The sequence below is a fragment of the Lonepinella sp. BR2357 genome (genome assembly GCF_051851525.1).
In the GTDB taxonomy this organism is placed as follows: Bacteria; Pseudomonadota; Gammaproteobacteria; order Enterobacterales; family Pasteurellaceae; genus Lonepinella.
This window is the reverse complement of sequence record NZ_JBPDVG010000004.1, coordinates 91,903-106,896: the sequence shown is the minus strand read 5'-3', so window position 1 is coordinate 106,896 and position 14,994 is coordinate 91,903. Positions and strand designations below refer to the sequence as shown.

General features: G+C 37.9%; 15 protein-coding genes and 1 tRNA gene. 6 read left to right on the top strand and 10 right to left on the bottom strand.

Translation table 11 applies throughout. The features are described from left to right. Nucleotides 1–74 precede the first annotated feature (74 nt). On the top strand, nt 75–635 hold the full coding sequence (locus ACTG7L_RS03675) for a DUF5358 domain-containing protein (protein WP_439257879.1): 561 nt from the start codon (nt 75–77) through the stop codon (nt 633–635). A gap of 7 nt (nt 636–642) precedes the next feature. Here the strand turns inward: ACTG7L_RS03675 and ACTG7L_RS03670 are convergent, their stop codons facing one another. From ACTG7L_RS03670 to ACTG7L_RS03630, 9 genes are all read right to left on the bottom strand, one after another. After that, nucleotides 643–2,997: a DUF2357 domain-containing protein gene (locus ACTG7L_RS03670; RefSeq protein ID WP_439327453.1), complete on the bottom strand. Its 2,355-nt coding sequence runs from the start codon at nt 2,995–2,997 to the stop codon at nt 643–645. Nucleotides 2,998–2,999: 2 nt separating this feature from the next. Beyond that, nucleotides 3,000–4,811 (bottom strand): McrB family protein, encoded by a 1,812-nt coding sequence (locus ACTG7L_RS03665; RefSeq protein ID WP_439327452.1) that lies wholly within the window; start codon nt 4,809–4,811, stop codon nt 3,000–3,002. Between the two features lie 9 nt (nt 4,812–4,820). After that, nucleotides 4,821–6,023, bottom strand: coding sequence for a DNA cytosine methyltransferase (locus ACTG7L_RS03660; protein ID WP_439327451.1), 1,203 nt, complete (start codon nt 6,021–6,023; stop codon nt 4,821–4,823). Beyond that, nucleotides 6,023–7,084, bottom strand: coding sequence for a DNA cytosine methyltransferase (locus ACTG7L_RS03655; RefSeq protein WP_439327450.1), 1,062 nt, complete (start codon nt 7,082–7,084; stop codon nt 6,023–6,025). The genes ACTG7L_RS03660 and ACTG7L_RS03655 overlap by 1 nt, the downstream gene beginning before the upstream one ends. Nucleotides 7,085–7,091: 7 nt before the next feature. Beyond that, nucleotides 7,092–7,754, bottom strand: coding sequence for an NAD(P)H-dependent oxidoreductase (locus ACTG7L_RS03650; RefSeq protein ID WP_439327449.1), 663 nt, complete (start codon nt 7,752–7,754; stop codon nt 7,092–7,094). A gap of 132 nt (nt 7,755–7,886) precedes the next feature. After that, nucleotides 7,887–8,468 carry a division/outer membrane stress-associated lipid-binding lipoprotein gene (gene dolP, locus ACTG7L_RS03645; RefSeq protein WP_439327448.1) on the bottom strand — a complete coding sequence of 194 codons (582 nt, stop codon included), beginning with the start codon at nt 8,466–8,468 and terminating at the stop codon, nt 7,887–7,889. A 55-nt stretch (nt 8,469–8,523) separates the two neighbouring features. After that, complete coding sequence (locus ACTG7L_RS03640) at nt 8,524–9,111, bottom strand: D-sedoheptulose-7-phosphate isomerase (RefSeq protein WP_439327447.1); 588 nt, start codon at nt 9,109–9,111, stop codon at nt 8,524–8,526. Between the two features lie 2 nt (nt 9,112–9,113). Then, nucleotides 9,114–9,488, bottom strand: coding sequence for a YraN family protein (locus ACTG7L_RS03635; protein WP_439327446.1), 375 nt, complete (start codon nt 9,486–9,488; stop codon nt 9,114–9,116). Continuing rightward, nucleotides 9,488–11,233 carry a penicillin-binding protein activator gene (locus tag ACTG7L_RS03630; RefSeq protein ID WP_439327445.1) on the bottom strand — a complete coding sequence of 582 codons (1,746 nt, stop codon included), beginning with the start codon at nt 11,231–11,233 and terminating at the stop codon, nt 9,488–9,490. Before ACTG7L_RS03630 ends, ACTG7L_RS03635 begins: the two co-directional genes overlap by 1 nt. A 74-nt stretch (nt 11,234–11,307) precedes the next feature. On the opposite strand from ACTG7L_RS03630, the gene rsmI reads away from it, so the two are divergent. Together rsmI and cra are read left to right on the top strand one after the other, a co-directional pair. Continuing rightward, nucleotides 11,308–12,150: a 16S rRNA (cytidine(1402)-2'-O)-methyltransferase gene (rsmI, locus tag ACTG7L_RS03625; protein ID WP_439327444.1), complete on the top strand. Its 843-nt coding sequence runs from the start codon at nt 11,308–11,310 to the stop codon at nt 12,148–12,150. Between the two features lie 101 nt (nt 12,151–12,251). Beyond that, complete coding sequence (gene cra / locus ACTG7L_RS03620; protein WP_439327443.1) at nt 12,252–13,238, top strand: catabolite repressor/activator; 987 nt, start codon at nt 12,252–12,254, stop codon at nt 13,236–13,238. Nucleotides 13,239–13,272: 34 nt separating this feature from the next. Here cra and ACTG7L_RS03615 read toward each other — a convergent pair whose 3' ends face one another. Further along, a complete protein-coding gene (locus ACTG7L_RS03615; RefSeq protein WP_439327442.1) occupies nt 13,273–13,839 on the bottom strand; it encodes a DUF1439 domain-containing protein in 567 nt (188 codons plus the stop codon). A gap of 109 nt (nt 13,840–13,948) precedes the next feature. On the opposite strand from ACTG7L_RS03615, the gene ACTG7L_RS03610 reads away from it, so the two are divergent. The 3 genes from ACTG7L_RS03610 to rimP all read left to right on the top strand — a co-directional run bounded on the left by ACTG7L_RS03610 (nt 13,949) and on the right by rimP (nt 14,984). Beyond that, nucleotides 13,949–14,071, top strand: coding sequence for a hypothetical protein (locus tag ACTG7L_RS03610; protein ID WP_439327441.1), 123 nt, complete (start codon nt 13,949–13,951; stop codon nt 14,069–14,071). 52 nt (nt 14,072–14,123) lie between these two features. Beyond that, nucleotides 14,124–14,200 (top strand) — tRNA-Met (locus ACTG7L_RS03605). Between the two features lie 328 nt (nt 14,201–14,528). Beyond that, on the top strand, nt 14,529–14,984 hold the full coding sequence (gene rimP, locus ACTG7L_RS03600) for a ribosome maturation factor RimP (protein WP_439327440.1): 456 nt from the start codon (nt 14,529–14,531) through the stop codon (nt 14,982–14,984). Nucleotides 14,985–14,994 lie beyond the last annotated feature (10 nt).

The following is a 14,994-nucleotide window of genomic DNA, read 5'->3' as shown; positions in this document are numbered from 1 at the left end:
TTTTTGTGATGTGATTGACGAAATCAATTTTCCCTTTAAAATAGGCATAATGTTTTTATCTCAAGGATCCTATTGTGTTAAAAAAAATCTCTTTTTCAATGGCATTGCTTTTGTTAGCTGGTTGTAGCTTTGGCGATAAGCAAGACAGCATTCCGGCTGAATATGCGGGGGCCGCCTATCAATTATCGGATGTCAATGCGCAGAAATGGGCGTTTGTGGCCAAACAAACGGAGCAATGTATTTATCCGAATTTAACTCGAATTCAATACGAGCATTTTCAAAAAGAAGATAGCTACATTCATTCCCAATATGTGTTTTTCTATCCTTTAGAGGACATTATCGGCGAAGATAACGTCAAAATCATTCAAGGCGATCAAAAAGCCATGGACTATGCGACCTATCAATTTAAAAAATACAAATCTAGAACGGATGTAGAAAATCTAGAAAATAAACAATGTGCCGTATTACGCACCAAAGCCCGAGATGATTTAGCCGTAGTAAAAGGCGAACGTAAATCTGCCATGGTGGAAGAAAACAAAGAAAACGGCACTGCAAACGCAGACAGCAAAGCGGCCACGGATGATAATAGATTTTTCTTTGATATTATTAAGTGGGGCGCAGCGTTGTTGTTGTAGTTTTTTGTTAGTCAACATCCAACAAATCATCATATAAGGTTTCTAATTGACGGAAATCATTTGTCTTTTCGAGTTCAGTCAATGATGTCAATTTCAGGCAATCTCTAAATCTACCTAGAGGAATTGCCTGAATAGCTTGTTTTAAGGCAATCGGCTTGCCTAAATGGAACAAATAATAATCTTCCGAGCTTGTATTTTCTTTGCCTAATAGGGCGCCAAATTGCTTTTGTAATTCACTTCGTTTTGCTTTAATCACTGAATGCACAGGATAAACAAAGGTAATTTTATACTGCTGTGTGTCATCTGGGTAAGCAATGGCTAAATAACTGACTTCAGAAAGCAAAAGAGCTTGAATATTCTGTTTAAAGATTGTCGCTTTTGTATGGTAATAGTGCGCTTTTCCCTTGGCAAAAGATTCAATATAGTGCTTATCTCGTTCATCACCTAAACGAATGGTAAGGGTTAAATCGTGGTGATAACGTTGTTTCATGCCAGTATAAGGAATATGGTATGCTTCCTGTAAAGAGAGAATATTTTCGGATTTAACATTTTGTGGATAAATCACATGGTGAGCCAACTGTTTCTCTAAAAAGGCTTTCAGCCATGCTTGGCCTTGTTCTTTTTCTGAGGGCAACAATGGAAAGGCGCCGATACCTACTTCACGAATAGGCTGTGCGTAGGGGTTTTCATGTTGGTTATGCTTATCTTGAATAAAATAGCCAGGATATAAGGCATAAGCACCAAAAACGGGTCGAGATTTTTTTAATAACGTCTTTTGATCTTGATAAATGAGCGCATCCCGATAGCGGTGCATTTGGTTGATGGCATCATCAGGTACTAAATCTTGCGTATCTTGTGTTGTTTTTTTATCGTTCTCACTAGGGACTTTAATCCGATATTTTGCATCAAATATAAAAATGGATTTATTACCATTTTTAAATGTGATTTCCAATAAAATATCGGGTTTTTGGGTCACTGTATAAGATTTTATATGGACGTTATCTTTATCAAAACTGGGTTCATGGGCAAGTTTAATTTTAATCCCCTCGTTATTTTTAAAGCGAAATGCCCCTCCAACTCCATTTTTTAAACTCCACTCTCCAGTTGGTTTTTGGTTAAGTCTATTTTTATTGGATTCTACAAGATGAAAGCCCAAATCAAATAACATATTTTTGATCGTAATAAAGCACCATATCTCATAAAGTTCTTCAATAGATTTCATGGAAATATGCTTGTTTTCCCCAAAGAAATCTAAATAATACTTCATTTCTTGCCAAATTTGATACACTTGGCTATACCCTGATTTTTGCTGTAATGCAAGGCTTGAATGGGTAGGTAGTTCTGCCGGAATATTTTTTAAGAAACTAAATTTCTTTAATTTTGCTAAAGGTTTGAGCCAATTTTCTAAATCGTTTTTTAGGTAGTCAGAAAATTCTTCATTTTTCTTATCAATAAAAATTGCTTGAAGAATCTTGTTGAGTTGTTTATAGCTTTGATCAACAACAAATTTGATAAACCGATTTTCAGGTGTATCGGTACTTAAATATTTAGCATTGACAGGATAATGATGATGATATTCTTGATTATGTAAATGCTCTTTACATTTTTCTGCAATACGAGGGCTTAATTTCCCTTTAATTTTGTCGGCTTTGACAAAGTGCTGATTATCTCTCAATTTATTATGTGGTTGCTGTTCAATTATTTTGAGATTCTTCTCAAAATTGATTCTTAAACAGCGAAAATGGGCAAGCCAAAACAGAGGGAAATTTCCCCGCACTTCGTTTTGTTGACTGTCGTTTTCTGTTTTGCTTAAAAAGTTAAAGCGTAATAATGGAAATTCTTTATCAATTTTTTCATAAATTTCAGGTAAATCGGTATCTAGTATGATTTTCGTTGGCAATACTCGAAACGTTAATTCAATCCGTTTTACGACAGATTTTTCTAACTGATAAACAATAGGTAAACTAAACCAACCTAAGTTGTTACCCGTAGACACATTGCCTTTAAATTGATTGGCTTTAAAAGGTGGTTTCTTGGGATAAAATCGATTATTAATACCTTTGAAATAATGTACGATCTTGGCAGAAACTAACTTAGTTTTAAAGGTGAATTCAAAGGAATATTCACAGTTCTCAAAGAAAATAGGCGGATCGAGCATGATTTTATTATCATGGATCTGAAATGTTTTATCACCACAGTTTGCTTGTCGAACATCAATTCCCTCCAGATAGCAATATTCTGCTACCAAGGTATGGTGGCGTTGGTTCAATAAGGTCGTTAAACTTTTTTGACGATTATCGACCGAAATGGCACGAACGGTCAAATCAAAGTCATCTGTTTCAATACTAAGATATTCTTCCATGATTATGGCCAGAATGAAGTGAAATCAAAATAGTCTAATTTTTCTAACATATAAGCGAGTTTTTTCTGACTACGGCATTTAATCGGCTCGCTCGTCAGGCGTAATAAATCAATACGATTTTTCAAGATGAATTTTAGTTCTTCTTTTAGCAAGCTATCTAATTCTTTTAGTACATTGCTTTTTTCCCCCCGGCTAGATGAATTTTCTATGCTTTCATCTGATGAATTTTCTTGCATTTCCTCAGATGAGGTTTCCGTTGATTTATTGGTTTGAGCAGTTTCATCATCATCGAATAAGTTTTTTTGCGATATATCAATGATGTTTTCTGGTGTTTGGCTCGCTATTTTTTTCGGGCGTTTTTGTTTTTCACAGTACAATTTATCAATACTTCCCTCAATACGTGGCAACACTTTCATCATTAAAAAATCATCCCACAAGGCCTGTAATTCGGCTTCATTTTGTGGTTGAAAACAAATTACGCTAAGTAATAATTCATTTAATGCACGATAGGCTAATTCAAATGGCGTGTTGATTAAAATTTGATTAATCTTTGTGAGAAATTGCACACTTTTTTCAATATAAATATCATTTAGCTTATATTCTCTGGCACTGGAATAAATCGGGTAGGAGAGTGCTTTATTTACGGTGTTTGGTGAGAAATATTGATCAAATTTATTGGGATAGAATTCATTAAAGTCAAAACTTAACGCCCGATCTAATACTTTACGAGAAAAACCATGGGTTGTTTCATCCATATTTACCGTGCCGGCGACGATTAAGTTAAATGGCAAAGGGATACCATACTGGCTGAAATAGGCGACTAAAACAGGATCTTCGGTTAATTCCAGTTCATTTAAAAAATCCTCATTTTTCTCAAATTTTTTAAAATCTTGAGGGCTGAAGATCGGTTTAGATTGGTAATAAAAATGATCGTTGTTTTGTTTCCATTCTCTGGTTTCTAAAATAGAAAGGTAATCCGCAAAATATTGCTCCACCGGCGCTAAATTCATTTCATCCAAACAAAGCCAAAATGGTCGAATTTGTTCAATTTGAGAAAGATGTAATTTAACACGATTTTGCTCAAATTCTGGCTGTACGGTGATAATTTCTTTCCATGCTTTGATCAGAAATTGCAGTAAAGGGGTAACAATATAACGATCTTGACCAGATAAACGAGAAACATAACCCAATAAATCAGAGGGTTCATGCCAATCGGGACGAACGGGCACTAAGCAATAATTATCCCCATTTTGTCCAGTTATTTCCGCTTGTTGTGTGACAAAACGGGTTTTACCTGTGCCAGAAATGCCGGCAAGAATGAGGAATGGTTTTGGGAGGCGTATACTAATATTAGTTGATTTGTGGCTAGCTTTTCTATCTATAATAACATTAGTTACTAGATTATTAGATTTTCCTCTTGAAGGAAAATCTAATAATAATCTCTCATAAACAGACCCTTTCTCTACTACGGATAAATTAATATTACTCTCGTGTCTGTATACACAGATAATAGTTTCAGGAGATAATAATTTGTTATATCCAATAAATTCGCTTAGTCCACTTAATGATAATCTATGTTCTGATTTTGATGGTGGTCTTGAATATGTTACATGTACAATTCTATTTTCATTTATAATGTTTAGCGTAATCGTTTCATTTACTTCAGGATGCTGATGAACGTCTCTATCAGGAAAAAATATTTCCCTTGCCTCGGTAGGTACAAGTAGAAATGAACCTCGTCCAGTTCCATTTTCAGTTTGGCTAATTCCTAGCTCATTTGCATTAACTTTGTGTATCCAAACTAGTTTACTCATAATTTATCCTTATTTGTATTTTGTTAAGATCTTTTCTAATATTATTGCTATTTTCTTTGCAAATAATGGCGGAACCGCATTACCGATCATTTTGTATTTAGCTCCCATAGATCCCATAAATTGAAAATCATCAGAAAAAGACTGAAGTCTAGCAGCCTCTCTGACTGTAATACTTCTCCCTTGTTCTGGATCTGGGTGAATATGCCTTAATCCATCTTTATATAAATGAGCAGGAATAGTATTACTAGGCATGTTTTCTCGTAGTACATGGTATTTGTGTACATTAGATAATTTACCTGTTGCTTGGGTATAAATTTCTTGTAATGCTTTTGTGCTAGTATATTTATTTTCTCCATTTCTTATATCATTAGCTAGCATTTGGAAGATCTTTATATCTCTTAGACTATGGAATCTTGGCTCGTGATCTGTCAATGTATTTTTATCTGATGATATATGAGAAACTTTTCCTGCTTGATAAGTCGGGTAGAGTTTAGGTAAATCAGATATAGCGTCATGTACTGTTTTAGTTTTTTCTTTATTTTTATTCATTTCAGAATAAAATTCTGAAATCATTTCTTTATGGCTAGTAAATTTTTCTTTATTGACCGCAATTATTATAACCCTTTTTCTTTTTTGTGGAACACCAAATTCAGAGACATCAAATATAGCCTCTTCTTTAATATTTTCTGATATAGCATACCCTGCATTATTAAAAGCTAATAAGATGCGATCTAAAATAGGTTTTCCATCTGGCGTAGCACTAAGCATGCCCGTCACATTTTCAAATATACAGACTAAAGGTTTAAATTCTTCAACTATTCTAATATAGGATTCAAAAAGGTAGTTTCTATAATCATATTTCATTCCATTATTATCTCTGATTCTCCCCGCAATAGAATATGCTTGACAAGGAGGGCCACCAATAATGACATCAACATTATTTTTATCAATAATTTGCTTTAGGCCAACAGATGAGCCATAAATAGGATCATGATGAAACCCATTTATAAGTTCTTGAGTTCGTTGTAGATCAAAATGGATAATTATATCTTTAACATTGTGGTACCCCCATTTTTTTTCTAGCCTATTTCTAAGCACTTCTAATGGTTGTTTATCCCATTCAACGCCAGCTAATAAATTATATTTATTACTTTGTTTGAAGCCATCTGTTAGCCCCCCACAGCCTGCAAATAAATCTATTGTATTAAGCATTATTGATTATCCAATTCTAATATTTTCTTACCAATTACATATCCTAATAATGGAGGAACTGCATTACCAATCTGCCTGTATTGTTGGGTTTTATTACCTTTAAATTCAAAATGATCAGGAAATGATTGTAATCTCGCATTTTCTCTTGCCGTAGGTATTCTATTCCAACGATAGTGGAAATGATTTCTATGGCCCGTATCAATGGTTTTTGATGGTTTCTGGCTGTGGTATCTTGTCCACGCCTCATTAAATTTTCTTGAATTACCTACACCATCTGGAAGATCTTTGTGATTTCCGCCCTCTGGAACTTGTTTGATAACATTAATAACAAGATCTGTGTGTTTTGTACCAGTATGATTTAAAAGTTTATTAGATTTTTGTCTCATCATTTTTTGGTATTCAGAGCTAGGTTGCTTGGTATAATCACTAATATCTTGACCTAAAGAATATTCTAGGCTTGGTAAATCTCCAATTGCTTGTTCACAAGTTACATAATTATCAGGGCTATTTGTTGCTTGTGGAAATTCAAATACATCACCATTTAAAATACCTACAAAAAACATTCTTCTTCTTATTTGTGGTACGCCATAATCAGGTGCATATACTAGTTTTTCTGAAACAGAATATCCTAATTTATTAAATTCATTTATAATCGCATTTCTAGCTTTTCCTCCATATAGCGTTTTAATGCCTGGAACATTTTCAATAACGATATATTTAGGTTTTATTTTTTCAGCTAATTTAAAAACAGAATAGAATAACTTATTTCTTATATCATGTTCATTTCGTTTGCCTGTTAAAGAAAAACCTTGGCAAGGAGGGCCCGCAACAATTAAATCAATTTTTTTATTTCCAATTTCATTAACAATTGTTGTAATACTTTCTTCTTGAGATAAATCTAGATTTAATGCTTTCGCATGTTTGTGGTTGTGGGAGAAAGTATCTAGCGCAGATTGTTCTATATCTACACCAATAACACATTCAAATCCAGCTTGCTCAAAGCCAAATGACAATCCTCCGCAACCAGAAAATAAATCAATAAGATATTTTTTTTTACTCATGAGATGTTTACTCAACCCACTCAATCACGTCATCCACTGGCTTACGGTGTTTTTTCTTAATCTCTTTATTACGATATCCAAACGTCACCATGCAAGAGACACCGTATTCATTGAGATCAAATACCCTTTCTTCGGATAAAATACAGTTCACTTCATCATAGTTAAATCCCTCAATGGGGCAACTGTCAATACCGATTAAGGCGGCACCAGTCATCATATTCGCGAGAGCGATATAGGTTTGTTTGCTACACCAATCAAATAAAGTGCGTTCGCTTTCAAGGATTTTAATGTCATCTTGTTGGAATGATTTATAGCGGATGACCGTAGCCGCCATTTGTTCTGGCGTGAGGCCACGTTGTACGAGGGCATTGCGTAAGAAGTCGCTGTCATAGCGTGCATTTTTTTTGGCTAAGATCACCACTAAATGGCTTGCCTCATGAATTGGGTGTTTGATCCCCCAACTGACCGGGGCGATTTTTTCACGCAGTGCGGGGTTTTGCAATACAATAAATTTCCACGGTTCGGATCCGACAGAACTTGGAGACAGACGGCCTAATTCCAGAATATAATCCATGTCCTCTTTGGGAATTTTACGTGCCGGATCGTAGGTGCGACAAGCTGCACGGAAATGAAAGGCATCAAGTACCTGTTGTTTATTGATATCGGTCATTTGTTATCCTGTTTTTATAAAAAATCAATAAAATAAACCGCACTTTATATGCGGTTAAACCGAGTACAAGCGTACTCGGCGCATTTCACACAAGGCGCAACGCATGATAATTATCGTTGCTTGGGGAAGTTGTTAATTTAAGTATTTAAACACTTTCACCACTTTCTTTACATCAGACACTTTACGTGCCACTTCTGCCGCGGCTGAACCTTGATCTTGGGTGACGTTACCGAGTAAAAAGACTTCGTTATTTTCGGTAATCACTTTGACGTCGGTGGTTTTCACCGCAGAATCAAGCAACATATTGGATTTAATTTTGGTGGTGATCCAACTGTCTTGCGCTTTTTGTGTGGCGCTAATTGGCGAGCCAGTGCGCATTTCGTTGTAAACATCACCCACATTTTCAACACCTTTGGCTAAACCTGTGGCCACTTCTTTTAGGCTTTCTTCAGGCACTTGACCGAGCAATAAGATACGATTGCTGTAAGAGACAACAACAACACGTCCTTCTGCTTTGATTTGTTCATCTTTGGTGACGGCATCATAGACTTTCAGTTCTAAGGTTTCATCATCTACTTGTGAACCCACAGTGCGGGGGTCAGTTCCTACTTTGGTGGCAACGGCGGCGCCCCCTAATCCTAAAACAACACAACCTTGTAGCATAACGCTAGCGGTTAAGAGAAGACCGAGCTTTTTTAATATGTTCATTTTCATTTGATTTCCTCCTTAAAATAATCTGTATATAGTCTGTGGTGAGTTGTGCTTTTTGTCAACTGCTTTGTGTAAATAAACTGTGATCAATAAGCTCACAAAGGGCATTGATGAGGAATAAATGCCCTTCTAAAATGCGACTTTCCCGATGGCTTGGCACGGAGATTTCTAAGTCATTTTCGGTTAATAATCCACGTAAATGATCGCTATTATTACCGGTTAAGGCGATTACCGAAATTTCTTTGGTAAAGGCCTGTTGTACCACATTTAAAATGGGCGATTCATTGCCAAGAGAAGAGAGGACAATTAAAATATCGCCCTGTTGTGCCACGGCATTAAATTGGCGTTGCAGTAAGGTTTCGTTTGGGTTGTCAGCCATAATCGCTGAACCAATAGCACCCTCGAGGCTGAGTAATACCGAGGGAAAACTGGGCCGTTCTAATTCGTAGCGGTTGATTAAATTAGCCACTAAACATTGTGCATTAGCATAGGAACGGCCTAATCCGCACACAATAATTTTATGTCCACTTAATAAGCAATTAACCACATTTTGCGTGGCCAGACAAAGATTGTTGGCTAAAGATTTTGAGGCCTCAATTTGAATTTGAATATTTTCGGCAAAAAGATCGTTAATTTTTGTTAGCATGATTAATCCAAAAAATTAGGAATCCATTCAAGATCATCTAATTGTTGACCAAAGGCCACCAAATCAAAACGGCAATCGGCATCTTCAAGACTTTGTCCTCGTTGCATGAGCCATAAATTGGCGGCGTCTTGCCATTTTTGTTGTTTACGCCAATCGACACTGTCTACTGCGGAACCAAAATGATCGTTTTTACGTTGACGCACTTCCACAAATACAATAGTGTCGCCCTCTAACATAATCAAATCAATTTCACCGCACTTAAAAGATTGATTGGCGGCCACAAAGCATAGCCCTTGTTGTTCTAAAAAGAGGCGAGCATAGCGCTCAAATCTCGCCCCTTGTTGTTTGGTCGAACGGGTTCGTTTGGCCGAAAACATTAGTTTTTAATGGTATTGATATTGCCGTCTTGGTATTGGAACCACGTCATATCACGTTCAATATTACAGTTCGGGCCAGCGCTCAGTTTACCCGTTAATCCACTCACGGAATAACCGGGTACTTGACGTAATTCATTGAATTTATTAATTAATAACCACGCGTCTGCGCCCATGGCATACAATCGCATTAAGGAATAATCGCCACCGGTTTTGCTTTCAATGGTTTTATATTGTTCAGAATCCGTCTCTTTAAAGAACGGAATATCACTGAATTGTAACCCATTCATTTGTAAACGATATTCTGGCGTATTGTTGGAGGAATTAATCCGTGAGCTAGCATACAGTTTAAGATTCGGGTTTACGTTATCAATCACGGATTTGAGTTCGCTTAGTTGCTCACTTAAGGCCACAATATACATGGCTTCCGCTTGCTTACTGGCGCCTTCTTCTAAGGCCAGTGCAATGTCTTGCGCTTGATTGTAGAAACGAATATTGGCATCGGTGCCAGACAGTTGTTGCCAACGTACGGTAAAAGCACTGGCGGTGCGTTGCCCTAAGTCAGATTGTGGCACCATGACTAACGGAGAGCGAATATTATCATTCCACATTTTATCCGCAGCAGATTCGGCTTCATCTTCAGGGGCTAAACCATAATAACAAAGCTGATTGACAGCACGAGCATTTGGGGTGGAATTTAAAGCTAACACATTTAAGCCTTGAATGCTGCTTGGGTTACTTAACACCACATCCACATTGTTTTTTAACAATGGCCCCACGACAGCCATGGCGCCGGATTGTTTGGCTTGTTCAATGGCGGTTGGAATATCCGTTGTCATGGTATCAATCACATCAACTTGAATATTGCTTTCGCTCTCACCGGTTTCACCTTTAGCGTTATCGAAACCTGATTTCACGGTACTGCCAATTAATTGTGCATCCCCGCTTAAAGGCAATAACAAAGCCACTTTGTTGACTTGTGTTTGTTGGAAATTGGATAAACTTTTTAATTCTGTTGGGAATAAATAGGCCGCACTATGGGTTGCGTAAGCGGTTTTCCAATTTTGTAAGGCTTGGCTTAATTGGGTTGGTTGATTAATATTGTCATTGTAGGCTTGAGCCAAAGCGAGCCAACCGCCTAAGGAAACATCCCCGTCAGCAGATGTACTGTTTACAGTGCCTTTATTGGTTTTGCGTAATAACGCCCAAATGTCGTCAATATTGTCTTGTTTGCGTTGAACGTCAGTGAGATAGCTGTCAATTTTAATACGGGCTTTGACGGCGTCCATAAATTGATTTTGGTTTTCTGCAATTTGTGCGGAAACTTCATAATAACGGGCGCTTTGTGATGGGCTAAGTTGCGCCAAATTAATCAATTTTAATTGGCTTTCGGCTTGGCTATTCTGTTGTTTTGCCGCTGAAATATGGGCGTCAATAATGGATTTATCTAATAATTGTTCTGGTGTGAGTTCTTTGAGATTCAACTCTACTAATAAGGCCTCGGCTTGTGCCACTTTATTTTCCGTGATTAAGACACGAGCCGCTAAAAGTTTATAGGTTTGTTTATCTTCTAATTCTTGGGTTTGGGCTATTTTATTCATATAAAAATCGGAACTGGCATTGGCGTCCAATTTTAAGGTTTGATCAAAGTCACTTCCGAATAAATTTGTACAGCCTGCCAATAACACAGGAAATAAAAGTGGCATTAAACGTTTTTTAAATTTCGTCCCTTGTAATAGAATAGACATAATAACTCCGTGATAAGAAAGAAGTGTAGATCTTACTTCGCTCATCAATTAAAAGCAATAAAAGAAGAGATAAAATGACAAATTCAGGAACTTTATATATCGTTGCCACGCCCATTGGCAACTTACAAGACATTACGCAACGGGCATTAGACGTATTTTCCAAGGTGGATTTAATTGCAGCGGAAGATACCCGCCACAGTGGTTTATTATTAAGCCATTATGGCATTAAAAAGCCGTTTTTTGCGTTACATGATCATAATGAACAGCAAAAAGCGGATTTATTAGTGGAAAAATTACAACAAGGGCAAAATATTGCCTTAATTTCCGATGCGGGTACGCCACTCATTAGCGACCCGGGGTTTCACTTAGTACGAAAATGTCGTCAAGCAGGGCTGAACGTGGTGCCATTGCCGGGGGCTTGTGCGGCGATTACCGCCTTGTGTGCCTCGGGTATTGCCTCCGATCGTTTTTGTTTTGAGGGCTTTTTACCCGCAAAAAGCAAGGCTCGCCGAGATAAATTGGAAAACTTAGCCAAAGAAGACCGCACGTTGATCTTTTATGAAAGTACACACCGTATTGTAGACACCTTGGCGGATGTGGAAACCGTGTTGGGGGCAGATCGTTATGTGGTGCTTGCCCGAGAAATCACCAAAACATGGGAAACGATTTCTGGTGATCACGTGGGGAATTTGCGCCAATGGTTGGCTGAAGATGCCAATCGTACCAAAGGCGAAATGGTGTTAATTATTGAGGGGTATAGCCAAACGGAGAATGAGGCATTTGATCCACAAGTCGTGAAAGCCTTGCAATTAATTAGCCAAGCATTGCCGTTAAAAAAAGCGGCGGCGATTGTGGCAGAACTTTATGGCGAGAAGAAAAATGCCTTGTATCAATATGGATTAGCGCATTTTGGTTAAAATTTTGCGATCTAGATCAAACTTTTGAAAATCAAGGCTTTATTTATACTGGATAATGAATTTATAATCAACACTGGGAATTTTGCAGTATTGAGGGAACGATGAAGTTAGAGGAATTAGCCAAATTAGCTGGGGTGTCACGCACCACGGCCAGTTATGTGGTCAATGGAAAGGCCAAACAGTACCGAGTAAGTGATAAAACCATTGCCAGAGTCAAGGCATTAATTCATGAACATGACTTTAGACCCAATGCATTGGCAGCGAGTTTACGAGTGGGCAGAAGTCGCACGATTGGGTTAATTATTCCTGACTTTGAAAACATGAGTTATGCCAAAATTGCCAATCAATTAGAAAATCGTTGTCGTGAGAATGGTTATCAGCTCTTGATCGGCTGTTCGAATGACAATGAAAACAATGAGATGAGTTGCGCTAATCAGTTATTACACCGCAACGTGGATGCGTTAATTGTATCCAGTGCGTTGTCGCCCGATCATGGTTTTTATGCAGAATATGCAGATAAAGTGCCGGTCATTGGGTTTGACCGCCGTATCAACGCGGAAAATGTGTTGAATGTGTTAACCCATGATGAACAGGACGCTTTTCAATTAGCAGATAAACTCTTTCAACATTCCTATGACAAAGTGCTATTTTTAGGCGCTTTGCCCGAATTACAAACCAGTCGAGAACGGGAAATTGGCTTTCGTAAAGCCCTTGAAGTGCGGTCAAAATCGGCTGAGTTTTTATATGCGGAGCATTTCCATAAAGAAAGTTGTGCTAAAACTTTTTCACAATGGTTAAGCCATAATCCGTTGCCTGACGCCATTTTTGTGACCTCGCTCACCTTATTGCAAGGGATCTTCAGTGTGTTATTAAGCCAACGTAAATCGATCCCAAAAGATCTGGCGATTGCTACCTTTGGGAATGATGACATGTTGGATTTACTTGAAAATAAGGTGATTTGTAGCGTACAAAATCACCATAAAGTCGTGGATTCCTTGTTGGATCTCACATTTAAACGCTTACAGAGCCAAGCTCATGTGGCCAATTCAACCTTGTTGGTTCGAGAGATTGTCTGCCGTAATACTTAAGGTGCATTTTCGCACCTTATGGCCTCATGCGAAGTTATAGCATGCCCGCATCTACTGACAATTTACCCGGTTCAACCGTAATGCCTTTGGCAAATTTTTTGATCAGGGCATCTCTCACTTTGCTGTCGTCTAGGGTATAAATCGGCATACTGGATAATAACGCCCCAATGCTGTCACTTAAAAACGGCATAACTGATTGGAGTTGGGCGGCGTAATTATCTGGTGAACCTGACCAACGTAAAATTCGCAGATCTTTTAAATACACTTCGCCTTTTTCTGCATTATAGTAGGGAATGGTGTCAAAGGTGAGGTTTAGTTTACCGGCATAAATTTTATTGCTGAGGTTAAGTGAACTGTCAATGGTACCAGTGAGTTCCACACGTCCCGAATTATTTTCACCGATTTTGGCTTGTAGATTTTCAACTTTGTAATCCATGCTGAATAAACCTGGTAGGCCGAGTTTGTCTTCGACATTTAATTTTTCCGCTAAATAATGATTCACTTCGCTTTCGCTGATAGAAAAAGGATTGGCAGCTTGTGCTTGCGAATAAGTGAATACACCAAGGATGAGGCTACAACAGACCATAAATTTGTTAAACATAAGGATTTCCTATTTGTTAATGAATGTTTGCTAAAATAAATTTTTTATATCTTAACAGTTTTTGCGAATTGCTGTACAATTTTCCTTTAATTTAATATTAGGAAAGATGATGAAAAAAAGTATTTTGTTGATATTAGCAGTGAGTTTGCTTTCCGCTTGTACGTTTGGTGGTGGTTTCGGTGTTGGTCATGGCGGAGCTGGCGTTTCTCTTGGTACAGGGATTGGATTTTAAAAAAGACTTGTATTTTCACAAATTTTATGTATAATATGCCCCATATTTCGGACGCGGGGTGGAGCAGCTTGGTAGCTCGTCGGGCTCATAACCCGAAGGTCGTTGGTTCAAATCCGGCCCCCGCAACCACTTTCTGAAAGGTTTATAAGTCAGAAAGGAAATAAAGGTTCAGTGAAACCCAAATTTGGAATTTGGGTTTTTTTGTACGTAAAATTTGGACATTTACACTGGGCTTTTAGGCCCTTTTTTTGTGCTTGAAATAACCCTCACCCCAACCCTCTCCCAAAGGGAGAGGGGGCTGATCGAGGGAAGAATTAAATTTGTCATTAACACAAAAACCGTTCCCTCTCCCTCTGGGAGAGGGCTAGGGTAAAATTAAATTCGTCATTAACACAAAAACCGTCCCCTCTCCCTTTGGGAGAGGGCTAGGGTGAGGGTAAAAATAAACGGAGAAATCATGGCAACATTAGAACAAAAATTAACAGAATTACTACAAGATTCCGTGCAAGATCTCGGCTGTGAGCTGTGGGGAATCGAATGTCAACGCACTGGTCGTTTTATGACCGTACGTTTATTTATTGATAAAGAAGGTGGCGTGGGAATTGAAGACTGTGCCGATGTCAGCCGTCAGGTGAGCGCGATTTTAGATGTGGAAGATCCCATTGCGGATAAATACAATTTGGAAGTGTCCTCACCGGGTTTAGATCGCCCATTGTTTACCCTAGAACAATATCAACGTTATGTAGGCAAAGAGATTAGCGTACATTTACGTATTCCGGTGGCGGATCGTCGTAAATGGCAAGGCATATTGGAAAAAATCGACAATGATATGTTGACCTTGGTGGTGGATAATCAACCGCAAACCTTGGTGTTTGGCAATATTCAAAAAGCCCACGTGGTGGCAAAATTTTAATGACTGAATT

Coding starts and splice junctions, on each gene's coding strand:
- ACTG7L_RS03670 (WP_439327453.1), bottom strand. CDS start 2,997: ATGGAAGAATATCTTAGTATTGAAACAGATGACTTTGATTTGACCGTT.
- ACTG7L_RS03630 (WP_439327445.1), bottom strand. CDS start 11,233: ATGTCTATTCTATTACAAGGGACGAAATTTAAAAAACGTTTAATGCCA.
- rsmI (WP_439327444.1), top strand. CDS start 11,308: ATGACAAATTCAGGAACTTTATATATCGTTGCCACGCCCATTGGCAAC.
- ACTG7L_RS03635 (WP_439327446.1), bottom strand. CDS start 9,488: ATGTTTTCGGCCAAACGAACCCGTTCGACCAAACAACAAGGGGCGAGA.
- ACTG7L_RS03655 (WP_439327450.1), bottom strand. CDS start 7,084: ATGAGTAAAAAAAAATATCTTATTGATTTATTTTCTGGTTGCGGAGGA.
- ACTG7L_RS03650 (WP_439327449.1), bottom strand. CDS start 7,754: ATGACCGATATCAATAAACAACAGGTACTTGATGCCTTTCATTTCCGT.
- ACTG7L_RS03640 (WP_439327447.1), bottom strand. CDS start 9,111: ATGCTAACAAAAATTAACGATCTTTTTGCCGAAAATATTCAAATTCAA.
- ACTG7L_RS03660 (WP_439327451.1), bottom strand. CDS start 6,023: ATGCTTAATACAATAGATTTATTTGCAGGCTGTGGGGGGCTAACAGAT.
- rimP (WP_439327440.1), top strand. CDS start 14,529: ATGGCAACATTAGAACAAAAATTAACAGAATTACTACAAGATTCCGTG.
- cra (WP_439327443.1), top strand. CDS start 12,252: ATGAAGTTAGAGGAATTAGCCAAATTAGCTGGGGTGTCACGCACCACG.
- ACTG7L_RS03610 (WP_439327441.1), top strand. CDS start 13,949: ATGAAAAAAAGTATTTTGTTGATATTAGCAGTGAGTTTGCTTTCCGCT.
- ACTG7L_RS03615 (WP_439327442.1), bottom strand. CDS start 13,839: ATGTTTAACAAATTTATGGTCTGTTGTAGCCTCATCCTTGGTGTATTC.
- ACTG7L_RS03665 (WP_439327452.1), bottom strand. CDS start 4,811: ATGAGTAAACTAGTTTGGATACACAAAGTTAATGCAAATGAGCTAGGA.
- dolP (WP_439327448.1), bottom strand. CDS start 8,468: ATGAAAATGAACATATTAAAAAAGCTCGGTCTTCTCTTAACCGCTAGC.